The organism is Curtobacterium sp. MCPF17_031, assembly GCF_003234035.1.
GTDB lineage: Bacteria > Actinomycetota > Actinomycetes > Actinomycetales > Microbacteriaceae > Curtobacterium.
Genome location: NZ_QKSG01000009.1, coordinates 64,212 through 84,300, shown reverse-complemented (window position 1 = coordinate 84,300; position 20,089 = coordinate 64,212). Strand labels below are relative to the sequence as shown.

Sequence of the window (20,089 nt, the reverse complement as noted above, 5' to 3'; positions counted from 1 at the left end):
CTGCTGCACCACACACGCAAGGAGGCATCCTCTATGGAGGGTCCCGAGATCAAGTTCGCGGAAGCGACCATCGACAACGGTCGCTTCGGCACCAGGACGGTCCGGTTCGAGACCGGTCGTCTCGCGCAGCAGGCACAGGGTGCCGTCGCCGCGTACCTCGACGAAGAGACCATGCTGCTCTCGGCCACCAGCGCCGGCAAGCACCCGCGTGAGGGCTTCGACTTCTTCCCGCTGACGGTCGACGTCGAAGAGCGCTCGTACGCCGCCGGCAAGATCCCCGGCTCGTTCTTCCGCCGCGAAGGCCGTCCCAGCACCGAGGCGATCCTCGTCTGCCGCCTCATCGACCGGCCGCTGCGCCCGTCGTTCGTCGACGGCCTCCGCAACGAGGTCCAGATCGTCATCACCGTCCTGAGCATCGCGCCGGACGAGTTCTACGACGCGCTGGCCATCAACGCCGCATCCGCGTCGACGCAGATCTCCGGTCTGCCGTTCTCCGGCCCGATCGCCGGTGTGCGGCTAGCGCTGATCCCGGGCGCGAACGGCACCGACCAGTGGGTCGCGTTCCCGAAGGCCTCGCAGCTGGCCGAGGCCGTCTTCGACCTCACCGTCGCGGGCCGCGTCGTCACCGACGAAGCCGGCAACGAAGACGTCGCGATCATGATGGTCGAGGCCGAGGCCACCGAGCACAGCTGGGACCTCATCCAGGGCGGCGCCACCAAGCCCGACGAGTCCGTCGTCGCGCAGGGCCTCGAAGCGGCCAAGCCGTTCCTCAAGGCCCTCGTCGAGGCGCAGGCGAAGCTCGCCGCGCAGTCGGCCAAGGAGATCCAGGACTACCCGGTCTTCCCGCCGTACGCCGACGAGGTCTACGCGGCCGTCGAGTCCCTCGCGCTCTCCGAGCTCGGTGACGTCTACAAGATCGCCGGCAAGACCGAGCGCCAGGACGCCGACGACGCGCTCAAGTCGCGTGTCAAGGCCGCCATCGCCGAGCAGGTCTCCGCGGGCACGCTGCCCGAGGTCGCGAACAGCCAGGTCAGCGCCGCGTACAAGTCGGTCACGAAGAAGGTCGTCCGCGGCCGCATCCTGACCGAGCAGGTCCGCATGGACGGTCGTGGGCTCGCCGACATCCGTCCGCTCGACGCCGAGGTCGCCGTGATCCCGCGGGTCCACGGTTCCGCGGTGTTCCAGCGCGGCGAGACGCAGATCCTCGGCGTCACCACGCTGAACATGCTCAAGATGGAGCAGCAGATCGACTCGCTGTCGCCCATCACGAAGAAGCGCTACCTGCACCACTACAACTTCCCGCCGTACTCGACCGGTGAGACCGGCCGTGTCGGTTCGCCGAAGCGTCGCGAGATCGGGCACGGCTTCCTCGCCGAGCGCGCCCTCGTGCCGGTGCTGCCGTCGCGCGAGGAGTTCCCCTACGCGATCCGTCAGGTCTCCGAGGCGCTCAGCTCCAACGGTTCCACCTCGATGGGATCCGTCTGCGCCTCGACCCTGTCGCTGCTCAACGCCGGTGTGCCCCTCAAGGCCCCCGTCGCGGGCATCGCGATGGGCCTGGTCTCCGACACCGTCGACGGTCAGACCCGCTACGCGGCGCTGACCGACATCCTCGGTGCCGAGGACGCACTCGGTGACATGGACTTCAAGGTCGCCGGTACCTCCGAGTTCGTGACCGCCATCCAGCTCGACACCAAGCTCGACGGCATCCCGTCGTCGGTGCTCGACGCCGCGCTGAAGCAGGCCAAGGAGGCCCGCTCGGCCATCCTCGGTGTGCTCAACGAGGCCATCGACGGCCCGGACGAGATGGCCGACACCGCCCCGCGCGTGATCTCGGTCAACATCCCGGTCGACAAGATCGGCGAGCTGATCGGCCCGAAGGGCAAGACGATCAACGGCATCCAGGACACCACGGGCGCCGACATCTCGATCGAGGACGACGGCACGGTCTACATCGGTGCCGTCGACGGTCCGTCCGCCGAGGCCGCGCGTGCGCAGGTCAACGCGATCGCGAACCCGACGAACCCGGAGATCGGGGACCAGTTCCTCGGCACGGTCGTCAAGATCGCGACGTTCGGTGCCTTCGTGTCGCTGATGCCGGGCCGCGACGGTCTGCTGCACGTCTCCGAGGTCCGCAAGCTCGCCGGTGGCAAGCGCGTCGAGAACGTCGAGGACGTCCTGGGCGTCGGCCAGAAGATCCTGGTCGAGGTCACCAAGGTGGACGACCGCGGCAAGCTCTCGCTCGCCCCGGTCGTGGCCGACGAGGTCGACACCGAGGGTCGCGACGACCACGGTACCCACACCGAGGTCCCCGCCGAAGGCTGATCCCTGATCAGCTCGAGCGCCACAACGGCCGCCGTCCTGCTGGACGGCGGCCGTCGTCGTGTGGTGGGGCGGGTCTCCCGGCAGTGCTGGCCGGACCGGACTCGCTCGGGTCAGGACGCGGGGGTCTCCTGGACGCCCACGAGTTGCGCGCGGCCGAGCAGGTGCTCGCGGAACATGAAGCCGACGACGGCGGGGGTCGCCTCGGCGGGCACCTCGAGCGTCGGGACGTCGAGCGCGCTGAGCGTGAAGAAGTAGCGGTGTGGGCCGTGGCCAGCGGGCGGAGCCGCACCGAGGAAGGTGTCCGTGCCGAACTCGTTCCGGCGACGCGTGGCACCCTCGGGCAGCAGTGCGTCATCGGTGCCGGCGCCCTGCGGCAGCGAGGTGACCGAGGCGGGGATGTCCGACAGGGCCCAGTGCCAGAAGCCGGAGCCGGTCGGTGCGTCCGGGTCGTACACGGTGAGGACGAAGCTCCGGGTGCCCTCCGGTGCGCCGGACCAGGCCAGCTCGGGGGAGCGGTCGGCACCGCCGGCGTCGCCGCCGCGGGCCTCCTGCGGCAGGGCGCCGCCGTCGGTGAACTCGGGGCTGGTCAGCTCGAAGGTGGGGACGTCCGGCAGGTTCCAGTTGGGGTCGTTGGTCATGCTCCGAGCCAACACCCGCTGACCCGACGGAACCGGGGAACGTCCGGTCGGACTGCTCAGGCGGCGAGCACGCGTTCGGCCACGCGACCGAGGGCGGCCGTCGCGGCGATCGCGTCGCCGGCGTAGGCACCGCTCATCGCGCCGTCGCGCGCGAGCATGAGTTCGTCGGCGCCGTCGCCGGGAAGCGGGTGACCGGCGTCCTGCAACAGGTCACCCAGTCGCTCGGTGTACCAGTCGCGGTGCATGGCGACGACCTGACGGACCGGGTCGCGGGGGTCGTGGTACTCCGCCGCGGCGTTGAGGAACGCGCAGCCACGGAACTCGGCCTGGTTGACCTCGGTCGCGAGGGCGTCGACCCAGGCGCGGACGGCGGACTCGGGCGCGTCCGCACCGGCGACGATGCGGTCCATCACGGCCTGCTCACGGGCGTGCTGCTCGTGCATGTAGGCGAGGATCAGGTTGTCCTTCGAGCCGTAGTGCTTGTAGAACGTCGCCTTCGTGACGCTCGCCTCGGAGATGAGCCGGTCGACGCCGACGCCGCGGATGCCCTCTTCGTAGAACAGTCGGAGGGCCGTCTCGAGGATGCGGACCTTCGCGCCGCCGGAACGGGGAGCCGGGGGGACGCTCGACCCGTCCGGCGACGGAAGGTTCTGTGTGCTCAGGGCCGGTCCTTGCAGACGCTGACCCAGGAGACGCTGGACGGTCGGTTGGGGGGAATCGACCGTCACAGCGTGGCTCTCCTTGGGTCATCGGCTCCGCGGCGGAGTGGGGGGACTCGTTGCCGCGCAGGACTGATGTCCCGAGCCACCGGATCGGGATCTAGGGGGGCTCTCGATCCGGTGACACCACAGTAGCACAAGGAGGACAGACAGACGAGTCGGTCTGTCCACATTTCTTGTCCCCCATAATGAGTGACGTTCCCCGCCGGGTTGTCAAACTGGGCGACGGGTGTCCGCACTTCAGTAGAGTCATGACGATGAACCGCCCAGTGCCGCTGCCGCTCGAGGCTCCGGAAACGTCCTTCGTGACGTCCGGTGGAGCCCTCGTTCGGCGCACCGTTCTCGCCTCGGGCGTCCGTGTGCTCACCGAATCCGTTCCGTCCGTCCACTCCACGAGCATCGGGTACTGGGTCGGTGTCGGCTCCCGAGACGAACGGGCCGGACAGTTCGGTTCGACGCACTTCCTCGAACACCTGCTCTTCAAGGGCACGACCGAGCGCAGCGCGCTGGACATCGCCGTCGCGTTCGACTCCGTCGGTGGCGAGCACAACGCCGCGACGGCCAAGGAGTACACCTGCTACTACGCCCGGGTGCGGGACACCGACGTCCCGATGGCCGTGGGCGTCATCGGCGACATGGTCTCGAACTCCACACTCGAGTCCTCGGCGTTCGACATCGAGCGCGGGGTCATCCTCGAAGAACTCGCGATGGCCGCGGACGACCCGGCCGACGTCGCGGGCGAGGCCTTCTTCGCCGCCACCTTCGACGGGCATGCCCTGGGACGCCCGATCGGTGGCACCCCGGAGAGCATCCGTGAGGTCCAGCGTGACGAGGTGATGGCGCACTACGCTGAGCACTACGAGCCGAACGGCATCGTCGTCACCGCCGCCGGTGCCGTCGACCACGACCACTTCTGCGCCCTGGTCGAGGCCGTCTTCTCCGACGCGACCGCGGCCGGCCCGCTCGCCCGACGCGAAGCGCAGCCCGCCGCCGACCCGGTGGAGTCGTCGCTCCGGGTCGTGCACCGCCCCACCGAGCAGGTCAGCATGCTCCGTGGCTCGCAGGGGCTCGACCTGCGGGACGACCGCCGGCCGGTGCTCAGCGTGCTCAACGCCGTACTCGGCGGCGGCATGAGCTCCCGACTCTTCCAAGAGGTGCGCGAGCGCCGCGGTCTGGCGTACGCGGTGTCGTCCTTCGCTCCGGCGTACCTCGACAACGGCGCCTTCGGGGTCTATGCGGGCTGCGCGCCCGACAACGTCGCCGGTGTGATCGACATCATCGACGGGGAGTTCCGCCGGATGGCCGACGACGGCATCACGGACGAGGAGCTGCGCCGTGCGAAGGGCCAGATCGAGGGCGCGCTGACGCTCTCGCTCGAGGACTCCGACGCCCGGATGACCCGCCTCGGCCGGGCCGAGCTCGGCACGGGGGAGTTCACCGACCTCGCCACCGCCCTCGAGCGTGTGGACCGCGTGACCGCCGCCGACGTGCTCGACCTGTCCCGCGACCTCCTCACCCGACCGACCGTGACGGCCGTGGTCGGGGACGTCCAGCGCGAGCGCCTGGCAGTGGCGCTCGGGATCGACGGTTGACCTCCACGATGTCGCACTACCTCTACCTCGTCCGGCACGGCGAACACCAGGACGCCGAGCACGGTCTGCGCGACGGCAAGCTCTCGGAACGCGGCAAGCGACAGGCCATGCTCATCGCCGACCGACTGGGGGGCGTGCCCTTCGACGGCGTCTGGCACTCCCCGCTCGACGCCCCGAGCGAGACCGCGTCCTTCCTGCAGCAGCGCCTCCCGGCCATCCAGCCCGAGCCGTCCACGTTGCTGTTCGACTGCATCCCCTCCGGCCCGACGCCCGACATGCCGCACGCCTACAAGGGCTGGTACGGCGGCGTGACGGAAGAGGAGATCGCCGCCGGGCAGGCACAGATGGAGGACGCCGTCGCGGAGTGGTTCACGCCCGCGATGGAGGACCGGCACGACCTCCTCATCACCCACAACGCCGTCATCGGCTGGTTCGTGCGCGAGGTCTTCCAGGCCCCCGAGTGGCGCTGGATGGGCACGAACGTCGCCCACAGCTCGCTGACGATCATCCGGATCCGGTCGGCGAAGCCCGCCGAGCTCGTCACGCTCAACGACCTGGCGCACCTGCCGGTCGAACTCCGCACCGGCCTGCCGGTGCCGCAGCCGCTCTAGACGGAGCCCGTCCGTCGGCGCGACCGGCGCGGTGGACCGGCACCGTGCCTCCCGGGAGGCCCGTGGTGCGTCAGCGGACCGGCTTGCGGTACCAGGCGGTCGCGTTCGGGTTGTCGTTGAAGGCCGGCACGCGGTCGTAGCCACGGCTGCGGTACATCGCACCGGCGGCGACCAGCGCGTCGTTCGTGTCGAGGACGATGCTCGTCGCGCCGAACGCCGCCGCGGCCTGCTCGAGGACGTCCATCACGGCGGTCGCGACACCGTGCCCACGGCCCTCGGGCAGGACGAAGACGTGCTTGACCTCGAACCGGACCTCGTCGCCGTCGTCCGCGATGCGGCGGAGCCCGCCACAGCCGACTGCCGTGTCACCGTCGTACGCGACCACGAAGGTGCCGTTCGGGGGCGTGAGCTCGACGGTCGGCGTGCGCTTCCGGGTGTACGAGCCCTGCGCGCTCGGGAAGGTCGCCGCACGCTCGTCGAGGTACCGGTCGAGCAGGGCGTCGACCTCCGGGGCGTCGGCGGGGACGGTGCGGACGGTGACCTGGCTGCGATCCTCGGGCATGCCCCGATCCTAGGATGGGGGCATGGTCACTCCCGTCGCCGTCGTCGGCGCCCCCGGTCGGCTCGGTGCCCTCGTGGCCGCCGTCGTCGAGGAACTGCCCGACTTCGAACTCGTCGCCCGACTGTCGTCGCGGGACCGCGCGCACGAGGCCGACGGTTCGGTGTTCGCCGGGGCGCGGATCGTCGTCGACGTCACCGTCCCCGCGCTCAGCCCGGCGATCGTCGAGAACGCCCTGGGCACCGGCGCGAACGTCCTGGTCGGTACCTCCGGCTGGTCGGGGGAGCGGCTCGGGAAGCTCCGCGCGTCGCTGGAGGGGCGGCCCGATCAGGGCGCCTTCGTCGTCTCGAACTTCTCGGTCGGCTCCGTGGTCGGCACGCACCTGGCCACGATCGCGGCGCCCTGGTTCCCCTCGGTCGAGATCGTCGAGAGCCACCACGCCGGCAAGATCGACTCCCCGTCCGGCACCGCGGTGCGCACCGCGGAGCTCATCGCCGACGCCCGTCGTGACGTCGGCCCGGTGGAGGCCCCGCACGTGGACCAGCGCGCCCGCGGGCAGCAGGTGGCCAGCGTCCCGATCCACTCGCTGCGGCTCCCCGGCGTGAAGGCCGTGCAGGACGTCGTGCTGAGCGGCCCCGGCGAGACCCTGACCATCCGCCACGACACCGGCGACGACACCGCTTACCTGCCTGGCATCCGTGCGGCGCTGCAGGCGGTCGGGTCGATGCGCGGGCTGACGGTCGGGCTCGGCTCCGTCCTCGGCATCGGGTAGGGGCCGGCCGTGCGAGGCCTCCGGTCACCGCTCTGGGGCGTGCTGCTGATGACCGTCCTGCTCGTCGTGTACATCGTGCTCGTCGGGCAGCGTGCGGTCGCGTTCCTGTCGACGGGGATCCCGGTCGGCATCGGCATCGGGATCGCCCTCGTCGTGATCGCCCTGGTCGGTGCGCTGCTCCTCGTGCTGGAACTCCGCTTCGGGCTGGGCATCACCCGACTCGGAGCCCGGCTCGAGCGCGAGGGTGGTGCCCCGGAGGACGTCGTCGACGTGCGGCCATCGGGACGGCCAGCCCGAGCGGCTGCGGACGCGGTGTTCCCGCGCTACCGCGCCGCGGTCGAGGCGGCACCGGACGACTGGCGCGCCTGGTACCGCCTCGGTGTGGTCTACGACGCGGCCGGCGACCGGAAGCGGGCCCGGGCCGCGATGCGGACGGCGCTCACGCACGCACGCTGACGGTCGTCGCTCAGAACGCGGCGTCGACCGCGTCCTCGGCCCGGGTGTAGCGGAACGCGTAGCCGGACTCGAGCAGCTTCGTCGGTTCCATCCGCTGGTTCGACAGGAGCATCTCGTCGGCCGCGTCCTTGAGGACCGCCCGGAGCGCGAACGCCGGCACGCGGAACAGGTAGGGGCGGTGCAGGTCCTCGGCGACGCGCCTGGTGATCCGTTCGGCCACGGCGGGCTCGGGACCGGCGAGGTTCACCGGGCCGGAGACGTCGTCGGCGGTGGCGAGGTGCACGATCGCGCCGACCTCGTCCTCCAGCGCGATCCACGGCCAGTACTGCCCGCCGGTGCCGAGCCGACTGCCGACGCCGACCTTCGTCAGGGGGACCAGCGGCGCGAGGGCACCACCGCCCTGACCGACGACGATGCCGGTGCGGAGCAGGACGACGCGGACGCCCTCGGGTGCCCGCTCGGCCGCGGCCTCCCATGCACGACACACGTCGGCGAGGAACCCGGTGCCGACCGCCGCGTCGTCACCGAGCACGTCGACGGGACGGTCGCCGTACACGCCGGACGCGGAGCCGGACAGGAAGACCTCCGGCGGGGTGTCCGCGGCACGCATCGCCTCGACGAGTGTCGTCGTCGAGTCGATCCGGGAGGCCCGGATCGCACGACGGTACGAGGCCGTCCAGGGGAGCTTGCCGAGGCTCGCGCCGGCGAGGTTGACGACGACGTCGGCACCGTCCACGACCGCCGGGTCGAGCAGCCGTTCGCCGGGCGACCAGCGGAACTCGGTCGGGGTGCGCGGTTCCCTCCGGACCAGCGTCGAGACGTGGTGGCCGGCGTCACGGAAGGCACGGACCAGGGGCGTCCCGATGAAGCCGGATGCGCCGGCGACCAGGATCGAGAGCGGCTGTTGCGTCATGCCGCCACGGTACCCAGTCAGCTGACCGCGGGCCCGGCGCGGTGTCGCTTAGGCTCGACGTCGTGACCGAGAACCCCACGCCGTACGAAGACCTGCTGCGCCGAGTGCTCGAGGAGGGTTCGCCCAAGGGCGACCGGACCGGCACCGGGACCCGCAGTCTGTTCGGCGCCCAGCTGCGCTACGACCTGTCACAGGGCTTCCCGCTCATCACGACGAAGCGCGTGCACATGAAGTCGATCGCGTACGAGCTGCTCTGGTTCCTCCGCGGCGACTCGAACGTGGGGTGGCTGCAGGAGCACGGCGTGCGGATCTGGAACGAGTGGGCGGGCGAGGACGGCGACCTCGGACCGGTCTACGGCGTGCAGTGGCGTTCCTGGCCGACCCCGTCGGGAGAGCACGTCGACCAGATCGCCCAGGTGATCGAGCAGATCCGGAGCAACCCGGACTCCCGCCGACTCATCGTGTCGGCCTGGAACGTGGCGGACATCCCCAGCATGGCGCTCGCCCCCTGCCACGCCTTCTTCCAGTTCTACGTCAACGACGGCAAGCTCTCGTGCCAGCTGTACCAGCGGAGCGCGGACATGTTCCTCGGCGTCCCGTTCAACATCGCCTCGTACGCGCTGCTGACTCACATGGTCGCGGCGCAGACCGGGCTCGAGGTCGGTGACTTCATCTGGACCGGCGGCGACTGCCACGTCTACGACAACCACGTCGAGCAGGTGCAGGAGCAGCTGTCCCGCACGGCGTTCCCGCTGCCGACGCTCGAGCTCGCCCCGCGCGACTCGATCGACGACTACGAGTACGAGGACATCACCGTCGTCGGCTACGAGCACCACCCGGCGATCTCCGGCAAGGTCGCGGTCTGATGGGCGCAGCCGGGGACGGCACCGCGGTCGGTACGGTCTCCGTCGGTCTCGTCTGGGCGCGGTCCACCGACGGTGTCATCGGTGCCGACGGCGGCATCCCGTGGCACGTCCCAGAGGACCTCGCCCACTTCCGTGCGGTGACCGGCAGCGGCACCGTCGTGATGGGCCGACGCACCTGGGAGTCCCTGCCGGAGCGGTTCCGACCGCTGCCCGGCCGTCGCAACGTCGTGCTCACCCGTGACCCGGACTTCCGCGCCGACGGCGCCGAGGTCGTGCACGAGCTGGGCCCGGCGATCGAACAGGCTCGGGCGTCCGGTGGACCCGTCTGGGTGATCGGCGGTGGTGCCGTCTACCGGGACGCACTCGCACTCGCCGACCGGGTCTCCGAGACGATCGTCGACGTGCAGGCTGCAGGGGACACCGTGGCACCTTCGATCGACGACGCGTGGGAGCTCGTCGACGACGGCCCGTGGCAGGAGTCCCGGACCGGTACCCGCTACCGCTTCCTGGAGTGGCGCCGCCGCTGACCGTCCGGGCGGACGGACGCCGGGAGCGCGCGGGCCGGTACGCTGGTGTCCGTGTCCACGCGTGAGAATCCCTTCGGCCAGGTCCTCGTCGCGCTCGTGACCCCGTTCACCGCCGACGGCGAAGTGGACTGGCCGGGCGTCGAGCAGCACATCGACGACTGCATCACCGCGGGGGCCGACGGCATCGTCGTCACCGGCACCACCGGCGAGACGTCCACCCTCACCGACCCGGAGAAGCTCCGCCTGGTCGAGGTCGGCAAGTCCGTCGCCGCGGGCCGCGCGAAGATCATCACCGGCGGTGGCTCGAACGAGACCGCCCACGCGATCCACCTGTACAAGCAGAGCGAGCGCGCCGGCGCCGACGGCGTCATGATCGTCACGCCGTACTACAACAAGCCGACCCAGGCCGGTGTCCTGACGCACTTCCGGATGATCGCCGACGCGACCGACCTGCCGGTCATCCTGTACGACATCCCGGGCCGCACCGGCATCCCGATCACGTACGACACGATCCTCCGGGCGTCGAAGCACCCGAACATCCTCGCGGTGAAGGACGCCAAGGGCGACTTCGCCGAGGTGTCCCGGGTCCTCAACAACACCGACCTCATGTACTTCTCCGGCGACGACACGAACGTGCTCCCGCACCTGTCGATCGGCGCGACTGGACTCATCGGCGTCACCGCGAACATCACGAGCGCGCCGTACCGCGCCATCGTCGACGCCGTGAACCGCGGGGACCTGGCGACCGCGACCGCCGAGCACAAGCGCCTCGAGCCGCTCGTCCGCGCGATCATGACCCACGTGCCGGGCACCGTGGCGGCGAAGTACGTGCTGCACGGACTCGGCCGCATCGGCAGCCCGCGCGTCCGGCTGCCCCTCGTCGGCCCCGAGGACTCCGAGGCGTACGCCATCGAGACCTCGCTCGAAGCGGTCCACGACGTTCCGGGCGCCGACTTCTCCAACTTCCGCCCCGACCGCAACGCAGCGGCCGGCGGTGCGCTACCGAAGGTGCCAGGCACCACCCGCTAGACGAACACCGCGGCGCACGACGTGCGTCGCCCGAATCCGTAGGACCGAATGCCCACACAGATCTCCGCACCGCAGCCGCTCGAACCCGGAACCCTCCGAGTCATCCCCGTCGGGGGACTCGGCGAGATCGGTCGCAACATGACCGTCTACGAGTTCGAGGGCAAGATCCTCATCGTCGACGCCGGCGTCCTCTTCCCCGAGGAGCACCAGCCGGGTGTCGACCTCATCCTGCCGGACTTCACGCCAATCCGAGACCGGCTCGACGACGTCCTCGGTGTCGTGCTCACGCACGGCCACGAGGACCACATCGGCGCCGTCCCGTACCTGTTGAAGCTCCGCGGCGACATCCCGCTGATCGGTTCCACGCTGACCCTCGCGCTCGTCGAGGCGAAGCTCAAGGAACACCGGATCAAGCCGTACACACTGAACGTGGCCGAGGACCAGACCGAGCAGATCGGTCCGTTCCACCTCGAGTTCGTCGCGGTGAACCACTCGATCCCGGACGCCCTCGCCGTCGCCATCACCACGCCGGCCGGCCGCGTCCTGCACACGGGTGACTTCAAGATGGACCAGCTGCCGCTGGACGACCGGATCACCGACCTCCGAGCCTTCGCCCGTCTGGGCGAGCTCGGCGTCGACCTGTTCCTGCCGGACTCGACGAACGCGGACGTGCCGGGCTTCACCGCCCCCGAGCGCGACATCGGCCCGGTGCTCGAGAACATCATCACGCGCGCCCGCAAGAAGGTCGTCGTGGCGAGCTTCTCGTCGCACGTGCACCGCGTCCAGCAGGTCCTCGACGCCGCCGCTGCCGCGAACCGCAAGGTCGCGTTCATGGGCCGGTCGATGATCCGCAACATGACGATCGCCGCCGAGCTCGGGTACCTCCGCGTGCCGGAGAACGTGCTCATCGACACCAAGAAGGCGAAGAACGTCCCCGACGACCAGATCGTCTACATGTCGACCGGGTCCCAGGGCGAGCCGATGGCGGTCCTGGCGCGGATGGCGAACCTCGAGCACCAGATCGAGATCGGCGAGGGCGACACCGTCATCCTCGCCTCGTCGCTCATCCCGGGCAACGAGAACGCCGTCTACCGGGTCATCGACGGGCTGACGAAGCTCGGCGCCAAGGTCGTGCACAAGGGCAATGCCAAGGTGCACGTCTCCGGGCACGCTTCCGCCGGCGAGCTGCTCTACTGCTACAACATCCTGCGTCCGCGCAACGTGATGCCCGTGCACGGCGAGCACCGCCACCTGTTCGCGAACGCCGACCTGGCGATCCAGACGGGTGTCCCGCCGCGCAACGTGATCCTGGGCGAGGACGGTACGGTCGTCGACCTCAAGGACGGCCAGGTCACCGTCGCCGGCCAGCTCGACATCGCGTACGTCTACGTCGACGGCTCCACGGTCGGCGAGATCACGGACGCCGACCTCAAGGACCGCCGCGTCCTGGCCGAAGAGGGCTTCATCACCGTCTTCTGCGCGGTCGACTTCACGACGGGCCAGTGCGTGATCGGGCCGGAGATCCAGTCGCGCGGGTTCGCCGAGGACGACTCCGTCTTCGACGAGGTCCGCCCACAGATCGCGAAGGCCCTGGCCGAGGCCGCCGCCAACGGCACCCGGGACACCCACGCGTTCAGCCAGGTCGTCCGCCGTACCGTCGGCCGCTGGGTGAACACGAAGCACCGACGTCGTCCGATGATCGTGCCGGTGGTCATCGAGGCGTAGGCACCGTCGTCTCGTCCTGGAGGCCCGCCGTCACGTCCGCCACGGACGCTGCGGCGGGCCTTGCGTCCATCGTCGTCGGCTGGCGTTAGGGTCGACCCCATGGCCGGAGGCACCAAGTCGACCACGCGCACGCGCGCGTCGTCATCGTCGACCCGTGGAGGCGGGCCGCGCGGGACGTCGCGTACCCAGGCCACGACGAAGAAACTGCCGCAGGCGGCACCGTCGCCGGTGTTCCGCGAGCAGAACCCGCTCGTGACCGCGTGGCTGGGCATGGCGCACGGCGTCGGTGCCGGCTTCCGGCTGCTCGGCAAGGAGTCGCTCGAGAAGGACCAGCGCCGCGACGGCTTCCCGTTCCTGCTGTTCGTCCTGGCGATCGCCGGTGCCGTGGTGGAGTGGCTCAACCCGACCAACGCGGTCTCCATCGCACTCGACGCGTACACGTTCGGCGGCCTGTTCGGTCGACTGGCGTTCGCACTCCCGGTGATCATGGTCGTCTTCGCCGGTTGGCTCTTCCGGCACCCGGCGTCCGTGCACGACAACACCCGGATCGGCATCGGTCTCGGGTTGCTGCTCGTCTCGATCGCATCGCTCTGCCACGTCTTCGGCGGCCAGCCGAGCGCAGTGGACGGCATGCCCGCCCTCGCTGCCGCCGGTGGCGTGCTCGGCTGGGTCGTCATCGGGTGGCTCGTCGCGGTCGCCACCGCCTGGGTGGCCGTGCCGGTCGCGATCGTGCTGCTCGCACTGTCCCTCTTCATCATCACCAAGACGCCGCCGAACAAGCTCGGTCGCCGTCTGCACGAGCTGTACGCCTACCTGTTCGGCGCGCCCGGCCCCGCAGCCGAGATGACCGAGGACGACGTCGACGCGGCCGCTGTCGCCACGAAGCCGACCCGGAAGCGCGGTGGGAAGGGTCAGTCGCAGGACTTCCCGCTGTTCGAGGACCTCGGGTTCGACGAGGACGGTGCCCCCGTCGAGCCGGGGGCCGACGAGCACCTGCCCTGGTGGCGGCGAAACAAGTCCGGGCGTGAAGAGGACCCGGCGTACGACAGCCCGGTCATCCCGCCGGCCGGTGCTGCCGCGGTCGGTGCCGGCTCCCGTGCTGCCGGTACCGCCGGGCTGCGCGACCTGACGCCGGCCGAGCCCGAGTCGGTCAACCTCAACGACTCGATCGAGCAGGACGTCGCCGACGACCTCGACCGGGCCGAGCAGGCGCTCCGCGACTTCGGCTCACCAGCGCCGGCAGCGCCGACCGAGGCGTTCCGACCGGACCGTGACGTCGCGGCGGCCGTGGCCACGGGCCTCCCGTCCGCCGCAGCCGTGGCCGCACCCGCCATCGCGCCGGTGCCCGTCGTCTCCGTGCCCGTGGTGTCCGTGCCCGTGGTCTCCGGTGAGTCCGACCTCGGCGAGGTCGGTGTCGAGGACGAGCCCGAGGGACCGTCGCCCGTCGCCGGTGCCGAGGACCCGGCGCAGCCGTACCGCCTGCCCGCCGCGACCACGCTGAGCGCCGGCACGCCGTCGGTCGCCCGCAGCCAGGCGAACGACGAGATCGTCGCGGCGATCACCGGTGTCCTCACCGAGTTCAAGGTCGATGCGAAGGTCACCGGGTTCTCGCGCGGACCGACGGTCACGCGCTACGAGATCGAGCTCGGCCCGGGCGTGAAGGTCGAACGCGTCACCGCGCTGTCGAAGAACCTGTCGTACGCGGTGGCCTCGAACGAGGTCCGCATCCTCTCGCCGATCCCCGGCAAGAGCGCGATCGGCGTCGAGATCCCGAACAGCGACCGCGAGATCGTGTCCCTCGGCGACGTGCTGCGCTCGAGTGCCGCCACCAAGTCGAAGCACCCGATGACGATCGGCGTCGGCAAGGACGTCGAGGGCGGCTTCGTCGTCGCGAACCTCGCGAAGATGCCGCACCTGTTGGTCGCGGGCTCCACCGGCTCGGGCAAGTCGGTGTTCATCAACTCGATGATCACCTCGCTGCTCATGCGGGCGAAGCCGTCGGAGGTGCGGATGGTCCTCGTCGACCCGAAGCGCGTCGAGCTGTCCATCTACGCGGGGGTCCCGCACCTGATCACCCCGATCATCACGAACCCGAAGAAGGCGGCCGAAGCGCTGCAGTGGGTCGTGAAGGAGATGGACATGCGGTACGACGACCTGGCGTCCTTCGGGTTCCGCCACGTCGACGACTTCAACAAGGCCGTCCAGAACGAGGAGATCGTGCTGCCGGCCGGCAGTGAGCGGAAGCTCAAGCCGTACCCGTACCTGCTCGTCGTCGTCGACGAGCTCGCGGACCTCATGCTCGTCGCCCCGCGCGACGTCGAGGAGTCCATCGTCCGCATCACCCAGCTCGCCCGTGCCGCCGGCATCCACCTGGTGCTCGCCACGCAGCGCCCGTCGGTGGACGTCATCACCGGGCTCATCAAGGCGAACGTGCCCTCCCGGATCGCGTTCGCCGTGACCAGCGTCACCGACTCCCGCGTCATCCTCGACCAGCCCGGGGCGGACAAGCTCATCGGCCAGGGCGACGGGCTCTTCCTGCCGATGGGGTCCTCGAAGGCCGTCCGCGTGCAGGGCGCCTGGGTGCAGGAGGGCGAGGTCGCCGAGGTCGTCCAGCACGTCACCCGGCAGGCCCAGCCCGAGTACCGCCAGGACGTCGCTGCCGTGGTCGAGCGCAAGGAGATCGACGCTGACATCGGCGACGACCTCGAACTGCTGCTCGCGGCGGTGGAGCAGGTCGTCTCGACGCAGTTCGGCTCGACGTCGATGCTGCAGCGCAAGCTCCGCGTCGGCTTCGCGAAGGCCGGGCGCCTCATGGACCTCATGGAGTCCCGCGACATCGTCGGACCGTCCGAGGGGTCGAAGGCGCGCGACGTCCTCGTCACCGGGGACCAGCTGCCCTCGGTGCTCGCGAAGCTCCGGGGCGAAGAACCCCCCGCTGCGCCGGCCCCCGTCGCTTCGACAACCGTCGCTTCGACACCCGCTGCGCCGGCCGGTGCTCCGTCCGCCCCCGCTGGCGCGGCAGTCGGGTCGGACGACCGGTACGGCAACGACCCGGTCGCCGGCATGACGCGCGGGTACGATGAAGAGGAAGGCGACACCGACGAGGACGCCTGGGGCCTGACGGGCAGGGAGTGAGACCATGACCGCCTCCGACGGCACGACGAACCGGTTCCCGTGGCGCGGCCGGATCCTGCGCAAGGGTCCCGGCCCCGCGTCGACCGCGAACGTCGCCAACATCATCACCGTGGTGCGCATCCTCATGGCGCCCCTGTTCTTCGTCCTGCTCCTCGCCGACGCCGGCTCCGACGGACCGGTCCGCATCTGGGCCGCCGTGCTCTTCGTCGTGGCGATCGTCACGGACAGCGCCGACGGCATCATCGCCCGCCGGCAGAACCTGGTCACCGACTTCGGCAAGCTCGTCGACCCGATCGCCGACAAGGTCCTGATCGGCGGCGCGCTCGTCGCCCTGTCGATCCTCGGCGAGTTGCCCTGGTACGTGACCGTGCTGATCATGATCCGCGAGATCGGGATCACGGTCTTCCGCTTCGCGGTGCTGTCCGACCGGGTGATCCCGGCCAGCCGCGGCGGGAAGATCAAGACCGTGCTGCAGGCCGTCGCGATCACGCTCGCGCTGTTCCCGTGGTGGAACCTCGTCGGCGACCTCGCGCACTGGGTGAACGGCATCCTCATGACCGCGGCGTTCGTCGCGACGGTCGCCAGCGGGGTGGACTACCTCGTGCAGGCCTGGAAGCACAACCGGACCGTAGCGTGAGCCTCCCGGTCGACGGAGGTCCCGCAGACGGCACCGACGTGGCTGACGTCGCTCGGGCGCTCGTCGCGGAGCTCACCGCGCGAGGCGAGACGGTCGCGGTGGCGGAGTCGCTGACCGGCGGGCTCGTCGTCGCGGAACTCGTCGGCGTCCCGGGGGCCAGCGCCGTCGTGCGCGGGGGAGTCGTGGCCTACGCGACCCCGGTGAAGGCGACGGTGCTCGGCGTCGACGCCGACCTGCTCGCCGAGCGCGGTGCGGTCGACCCGGAGGTCGCGCGCCAGATGGCCGCTGGTGTCCGGATCGCGCTGGCAGTCGACGACGTCCCGGCGACCTGGGGGATCAGCACGACGGGTGTCGCCGGTCCGGACCCACAGGACGGCAAGCCGGTCGGTACCGTGTTCATCGGCATCGCGGGCGGTTCCGGCGCGAAAGCGGTCGAACTGCACCTGGACGGGGAGCGCGGGACGATCCGACGGGCCGTCGTCTCCGAACTCCTGACACGACTGCGATCCAGAGTCCGGGGCGTGGAATAGGTGGCGTGACCGTCAGGTTACATCTCACGCAATCTCCAGCAGGACGGCAGCCGTACTGGCTACCATGCTGCAACCGGCAACGTCACGGTTGCTGAACCCGAGCTCGGTCATCCCGACCGAGCGGGCGCGGAGATGACAGGAAGGAGGAGTTCTCATGGTTCTCGTTCGTCAGGAAATCGGCGATGTGCTGCGGGACTTCCGCTTGCAGAAGGGCCGGACCCTCCGTCAGGTCGCGTCCAAGGCCAGCGTTGCCCTCGGGTACCTCAGCGAGGTCGAGCGTGGTCAGAAAGAGGCCAGCTCGGAGATCCTCGCTTCGGTTGCGGATGCTCTCGACACTCCCATCTCGACGATCATGCGCGAAGTGGGTGACCGTCTCGCGGTGGTCGAAGGACTCACCCGGGTCCCGGACACGCTTCCCGATGAACTCGTCGCCGAGTTCGACAACGACCTCGCGGTGCGCTGACACGTATCGCACGAACGAACGCCCTCGCCGGTCCGCCGGCGGGGGCGTTCGCCGTTGTTAGGGTGGTCCGATGCGCGTGAGTGAGTTCTGGCGAGCCGTCGACCAGGTGTTCGGGGATGCGTACGGGGCGGTCGTCGCGCGGGACGTCGTGCTCGAGCAACTCGGAGGGCGCTCGGCGGCGGACGCTCTCGATGCCGGGATCGACGCACGGACGGTCTGGGAGGCGCTGTGCGACTCGCAGGACGTCCCCGAGGAGCGTCGGCACGGGCGTGGCCTGCAGGAGCCGCGGAGCTGACGGGCTCCCGCGCGCGAGGCGAACGTGTGTTCGGCGTGTCGCTCGAACACGTGTTCGGTCGGTGCTACGTTCCTGCACAGCGACGTTGACCGGATGCTCCATCCACAACCCACGCTCGCCCGGCCAGTGATGTCGGTGGGCGGCCGTAGGTTCATGGACATCGGAACACGTCCGAAGCCTTGTCGCAGAACGAGTGGCCTTGCACCATCGGCCGGTCCGGACGCGACAGCCTACAGGCGGCCGTCACCAGCACGAAGGAGCATCCCATGCCATCAGCAGTAGACCGCGAGAAGGCCCTCGAGACCGCACTCGCCCAGATCGACCGTCAGTTCGGCAAGGGTGCCGTGATGCGCCTCGGGACCGACGAGCGTGCTCCGGTCGCCGTCATCCCCACCGGCTCCGTCGCGCTGGACGTCGCGCTCGGCATCGGTGGACTTCCCCGTGGCCGCATCATCGAGATCTACGGTCCGGAGTCCTCCGGCAAGACGACCTTGACGATCCACGCCATCGCCAACGCCCAGCGGAACGGCGGCATCGCCGCGTTCATCGACGCGGAGCACGCGCTCGACCCCGAGTACGCCAAGAAGCTCGGTGTCGACATCGACGCGCTCCTGGTGTCGCAGCCCGACACGGCTGAGCAGGCCCTCGAGATCGCGGACATGCTCGTCCGTTCGGGCTCCATCGACCTCATCGTCATCGACTCCGTCGCAGCCCTCGTGCCGCGTGCCGAGATCGAAGGTGAGATGGGTGACTCGCACGTCGGTCTGCAGGCACGCCTCATGTCGCAGGCCCTCCGCAAGCTGGCCGGTGGCCTGAACCAGACGCAGACCACGATGATCTTCATCAACCAGCTGCGCGAGAAGATCGGCGTGTTCTTCGGTTCGCCGGAGACCACGTCCGGCGGTAAGGCGCTGAAGTTCTACGCCTCCGTCCGCCTCGACATCCGCCGCATCGAGACACTGAAGACCGGTACCGAAGCAGTCGGCAACCGCACCCGCGTCAAGGTCGTGAAGAACAAGATGGCGCCGCCCTTCAAGCAGGCCGAATTCGACATCCTGTACGGCGTCGGCATCTCCCGCGAAGGCTCGCTGCTCGATTTCGGTGTCGACCACAACATCGTCAAGAAGTCCGGTGCTTGGTACACGTACGACGGTGACCAGCTCGGCCAGGGCAAGGAGAACTCCCGTGCCTTCCTGATCCAGAACCCCGAGATCGCGGCCGAGATCGAGGGCAAGATCCTCGCCAAGCTCGGTGTCGGTGGGGCCAAGGAAGCGGCACCGGTCGAGTCGATCGCGCCGAAGGTCGCGAAGGGCGCGTGACGGCCGGAGAGGACGACGCGGACCTCGCACCCGTCACCGACCTGTTCGGTGCGCGGTCCCGTCGGGGCTCGTCCGCTGCGGCGCCGCGGACGGCTCCTCCACAGTCGGCTGGCCCCGAGGACGCCCCCGAGGCTGACAGCAGCGCCGGCGCCGACCGTCCCGACGCAGACACCCCGGTGCCGCTGCCGATCCGCGGCGTGCAGTCCGAGTGGCTGTCGCCCGTGGTGGGGGACGGCTCCGGACGCACGACTCGTGCCGAGCAGAGCGGGTACGACGGGGAGGAAGCCGATGCCCCGACCGCGTCGGTCTTCTCGATCACCGGCGGGGAGATCGATCCCGCCGACGCACCGCGGCCGCTCGACGAGCAGCGTGCTGACGCCGAGCGCATCAGCATGCGAGCGCTGAGCCGTCGTGGCGTCAGCACCTCCGAACTCCGGGCGATGCTCGTCAAGCAGGACGAGTTCGACCCGGACGTCATCGAGCACGAGATCGAGCGGCTGACGCGGGTCGGGCTGCTCGACGACGTCGCGTTGGCCACCGACCTGGTCGACCGGATGCACTCGCGGAAGGGGCTCGGGCGGCAGGCGATCGTCGCCGACCTCCGTCGTCGGGGTATCGACCAGGCCGCCATCGACGCCGCCCTCGAAGCGGCCGCCGACGACGAGGACGACGAGTTCGTCCGGGCCCTCGAGCTGGCTGCGAAGCGTGCCGGACAGATGCGCGGCCTCGACCGGGCGACCGCAGAACGCCGGCTGTCCGGGTTCCTGATGCGCAAGGGCTACAACGGTGGTGTCGTCCGCGTCGCCGTCGAGCGTGCCCTGGACGGACCGCGACGTCCGACGACCGGGGGCGGGACCGTCCGCTTCGAGTGACGGACGAGTGATGCCTGCCGCGTGACGTGTCAGGAACGGGCCGGAGCGGACGCGCTCCGGCCCGTTCTCGCGCTCCCGGTGCCTCCGCGCGGACGTCCCGGCGCCGCCG

Annotated in this window: 20 protein-coding genes; 16 read left to right on the top strand and 4 right to left on the bottom strand. The window is 70.2% G+C overall.

Features of this window, described 5'->3' with window-relative positions:
- Positions 1-33: 33 nt before the first annotated feature.
- Positions 34-2,322 (top strand): polyribonucleotide nucleotidyltransferase, encoded by a 2,289-nt coding sequence (locus DEJ31_RS13280; RefSeq protein WP_110904775.1) that lies wholly within the window; start codon positions 34-36, stop codon positions 2,320-2,322.
- Positions 2,323-2,432: 110 nt separating this feature from the next.
- Here the strand turns inward: DEJ31_RS13280 and DEJ31_RS13275 are convergent, their stop codons facing one another.
- Positions 2,433-2,960 (bottom strand): YbhB/YbcL family Raf kinase inhibitor-like protein, encoded by a 528-nt coding sequence (locus DEJ31_RS13275; protein WP_110904774.1) that lies wholly within the window; start codon positions 2,958-2,960, stop codon positions 2,433-2,435.
- Between the two features lie 56 nt (positions 2,961-3,016).
- The gene (locus DEJ31_RS13270) at positions 3,017-3,688 is read right to left on the bottom strand and encodes a TetR/AcrR family transcriptional regulator (RefSeq protein WP_110904773.1); all 672 of its coding nucleotides are present in this window, start codon (positions 3,686-3,688) and stop codon (positions 3,017-3,019) included.
- A 248-nt stretch (positions 3,689-3,936) separates the two neighbouring features.
- On the opposite strand from DEJ31_RS13270, the gene DEJ31_RS13265 reads away from it, so the two are divergent.
- Positions 3,937-5,271, top strand: a complete 1,335-nt coding sequence (locus DEJ31_RS13265) for a pitrilysin family protein (RefSeq protein ID WP_110904796.1) — start codon at positions 3,937-3,939, stop codon at positions 5,269-5,271.
- Between the two features lie 8 nt (positions 5,272-5,279).
- Positions 5,280-5,882: a histidine phosphatase family protein gene (locus DEJ31_RS13260; protein WP_111045055.1), complete on the top strand. Its 603-nt coding sequence runs from the start codon at positions 5,280-5,282 to the stop codon at positions 5,880-5,882.
- A 70-nt stretch (positions 5,883-5,952) separates the two neighbouring features.
- Here DEJ31_RS13260 and DEJ31_RS13255 read toward each other — a convergent pair whose 3' ends face one another.
- Entirely contained in the window at positions 5,953-6,444 is a 492-nt protein-coding gene (locus DEJ31_RS13255; protein WP_110904771.1) for a GNAT family N-acetyltransferase, read from the bottom strand.
- A gap of 22 nt (positions 6,445-6,466) precedes the next feature.
- On the opposite strand from DEJ31_RS13255, the gene DEJ31_RS13250 reads away from it, so the two are divergent.
- Both DEJ31_RS13250 and DEJ31_RS13245 read left to right on the top strand, forming a co-directional pair.
- Positions 6,467-7,213: a 4-hydroxy-tetrahydrodipicolinate reductase gene (locus tag DEJ31_RS13250; RefSeq protein WP_111122099.1), complete on the top strand. Its 747-nt coding sequence runs from the start codon at positions 6,467-6,469 to the stop codon at positions 7,211-7,213.
- Between the two features lie 48 nt (positions 7,214-7,261).
- Positions 7,262-7,669 (top strand): tetratricopeptide repeat protein, encoded by a 408-nt coding sequence (locus DEJ31_RS13245; protein WP_111122136.1) that lies wholly within the window; start codon positions 7,262-7,264, stop codon positions 7,667-7,669.
- A gap of 10 nt (positions 7,670-7,679) precedes the next feature.
- Here DEJ31_RS13245 and DEJ31_RS13240 read toward each other — a convergent pair whose 3' ends face one another.
- The gene (locus DEJ31_RS13240) at positions 7,680-8,582 is read right to left on the bottom strand and encodes a TIGR01777 family oxidoreductase (RefSeq protein WP_111122098.1); all 903 of its coding nucleotides are present in this window, start codon (positions 8,580-8,582) and stop codon (positions 7,680-7,682) included.
- Positions 8,583-8,644: 62 nt separating this feature from the next.
- Between DEJ31_RS13240 and DEJ31_RS13235 the strand changes: the two genes are divergently transcribed.
- The 11 genes from DEJ31_RS13235 to DEJ31_RS13185 all read left to right on the top strand — a co-directional run bounded on the left by DEJ31_RS13235 (position 8,645) and on the right by DEJ31_RS13185 (position 19,980).
- The gene (locus DEJ31_RS13235) at positions 8,645-9,448 is read left to right on the top strand and encodes a thymidylate synthase (protein WP_111045058.1); all 804 of its coding nucleotides are present in this window, start codon (positions 8,645-8,647) and stop codon (positions 9,446-9,448) included.
- Positions 9,448-9,975 (top strand): dihydrofolate reductase, encoded by a 528-nt coding sequence (locus tag DEJ31_RS13230; protein WP_111122097.1) that lies wholly within the window; start codon positions 9,448-9,450, stop codon positions 9,973-9,975. Before DEJ31_RS13235 ends, DEJ31_RS13230 begins: the two co-directional genes overlap by 1 nt.
- 51 nt (positions 9,976-10,026) lie before the next feature.
- Positions 10,027-11,004: a 4-hydroxy-tetrahydrodipicolinate synthase gene (dapA, locus tag DEJ31_RS13225; protein WP_110904766.1), complete on the top strand. Its 978-nt coding sequence runs from the start codon at positions 10,027-10,029 to the stop codon at positions 11,002-11,004.
- Between the two features lie 48 nt (positions 11,005-11,052).
- Positions 11,053-12,729, top strand: a complete 1,677-nt coding sequence (locus tag DEJ31_RS13220; protein ID WP_110904765.1) for a ribonuclease J — start codon at positions 11,053-11,055, stop codon at positions 12,727-12,729.
- A gap of 99 nt (positions 12,730-12,828) precedes the next feature.
- Positions 12,829-15,864 (top strand): DNA translocase FtsK, encoded by a 3,036-nt coding sequence (locus DEJ31_RS13215; protein WP_110904764.1) that lies wholly within the window; start codon positions 12,829-12,831, stop codon positions 15,862-15,864.
- A 4-nt stretch (positions 15,865-15,868) separates the two neighbouring features.
- Positions 15,869-16,501, top strand: a complete 633-nt coding sequence (gene pgsA, locus DEJ31_RS13210; protein WP_110904763.1) for a CDP-diacylglycerol--glycerol-3-phosphate 3-phosphatidyltransferase — start codon at positions 15,869-15,871, stop codon at positions 16,499-16,501.
- Positions 16,502-16,539: 38 nt separating this feature from the next.
- Entirely contained in the window at positions 16,540-17,031 is a 492-nt protein-coding gene (locus DEJ31_RS13205) for a CinA family protein (protein ID WP_111122135.1), read from the top strand.
- Between the two features lie 154 nt (positions 17,032-17,185).
- Complete coding sequence (locus tag DEJ31_RS13200) at positions 17,186-17,494, top strand: helix-turn-helix domain-containing protein (protein ID WP_110823882.1); 309 nt, start codon at positions 17,186-17,188, stop codon at positions 17,492-17,494.
- 70 nt (positions 17,495-17,564) lie between these two features.
- Entirely contained in the window at positions 17,565-17,789 is a 225-nt protein-coding gene (locus DEJ31_RS13195; RefSeq protein ID WP_110904762.1) for a DUF3046 domain-containing protein, read from the top strand.
- A 266-nt stretch (positions 17,790-18,055) separates the two neighbouring features.
- On the top strand, positions 18,056-19,108 hold the full coding sequence (recA, locus tag DEJ31_RS13190; RefSeq protein WP_110904761.1) for a recombinase RecA: 1,053 nt from the start codon (positions 18,056-18,058) through the stop codon (positions 19,106-19,108).
- Positions 19,105-19,980, top strand: coding sequence for a regulatory protein RecX (locus tag DEJ31_RS13185; protein WP_111122096.1), 876 nt, complete (start codon positions 19,105-19,107; stop codon positions 19,978-19,980). The genes recA and DEJ31_RS13185 overlap by 4 nt, the downstream gene beginning before the upstream one ends.
- Positions 19,981-20,089: the final 109 nt, after the last annotated feature.

Bases quoted from the DNA above. Each gene is read 5' to 3' on its own strand.
- DEJ31_RS13280 (WP_110904775.1), top strand. From the start codon at position 34: ATGGAGGGTCCCGAGATCAAGTTCGCGGAAGCGACCATCGACAACGGT.
- DEJ31_RS13275 (WP_110904774.1), bottom strand. From the start codon at position 2,960: ATGACCAACGACCCCAACTGGAACCTGCCGGACGTCCCCACCTTCGAG.
- DEJ31_RS13265 (WP_110904796.1), top strand. From the start codon at position 3,937: ATGAACCGCCCAGTGCCGCTGCCGCTCGAGGCTCCGGAAACGTCCTTC.
- DEJ31_RS13260 (WP_111045055.1), top strand. From the start codon at position 5,280: ATGTCGCACTACCTCTACCTCGTCCGGCACGGCGAACACCAGGACGCC.
- DEJ31_RS13255 (WP_110904771.1), bottom strand. From the start codon at position 6,444: ATGCCCGAGGATCGCAGCCAGGTCACCGTCCGCACCGTCCCCGCCGAC.
- DEJ31_RS13250 (WP_111122099.1), top strand. From the start codon at position 6,467: ATGGTCACTCCCGTCGCCGTCGTCGGCGCCCCCGGTCGGCTCGGTGCC.
- DEJ31_RS13245 (WP_111122136.1), top strand. From the start codon at position 7,262: ATGACCGTCCTGCTCGTCGTGTACATCGTGCTCGTCGGGCAGCGTGCG.
- DEJ31_RS13240 (WP_111122098.1), bottom strand. From the start codon at position 8,582: ATGACGCAACAGCCGCTCTCGATCCTGGTCGCCGGCGCATCCGGCTTC.
- DEJ31_RS13230 (WP_111122097.1), top strand. From the start codon at position 9,448: ATGGGCGCAGCCGGGGACGGCACCGCGGTCGGTACGGTCTCCGTCGGT.
- DEJ31_RS13220 (WP_110904765.1), top strand. From the start codon at position 11,053: ATGCCCACACAGATCTCCGCACCGCAGCCGCTCGAACCCGGAACCCTC.
- DEJ31_RS13215 (WP_110904764.1), top strand. From the start codon at position 12,829: ATGGCCGGAGGCACCAAGTCGACCACGCGCACGCGCGCGTCGTCATCG.
- pgsA (WP_110904763.1), top strand. From the start codon at position 15,869: ATGACCGCCTCCGACGGCACGACGAACCGGTTCCCGTGGCGCGGCCGG.
- DEJ31_RS13200 (WP_110823882.1), top strand. From the start codon at position 17,186: ATGGTTCTCGTTCGTCAGGAAATCGGCGATGTGCTGCGGGACTTCCGC.
- DEJ31_RS13195 (WP_110904762.1), top strand. From the start codon at position 17,565: ATGCGCGTGAGTGAGTTCTGGCGAGCCGTCGACCAGGTGTTCGGGGAT.
- recA (WP_110904761.1), top strand. From the start codon at position 18,056: ATGCCATCAGCAGTAGACCGCGAGAAGGCCCTCGAGACCGCACTCGCC.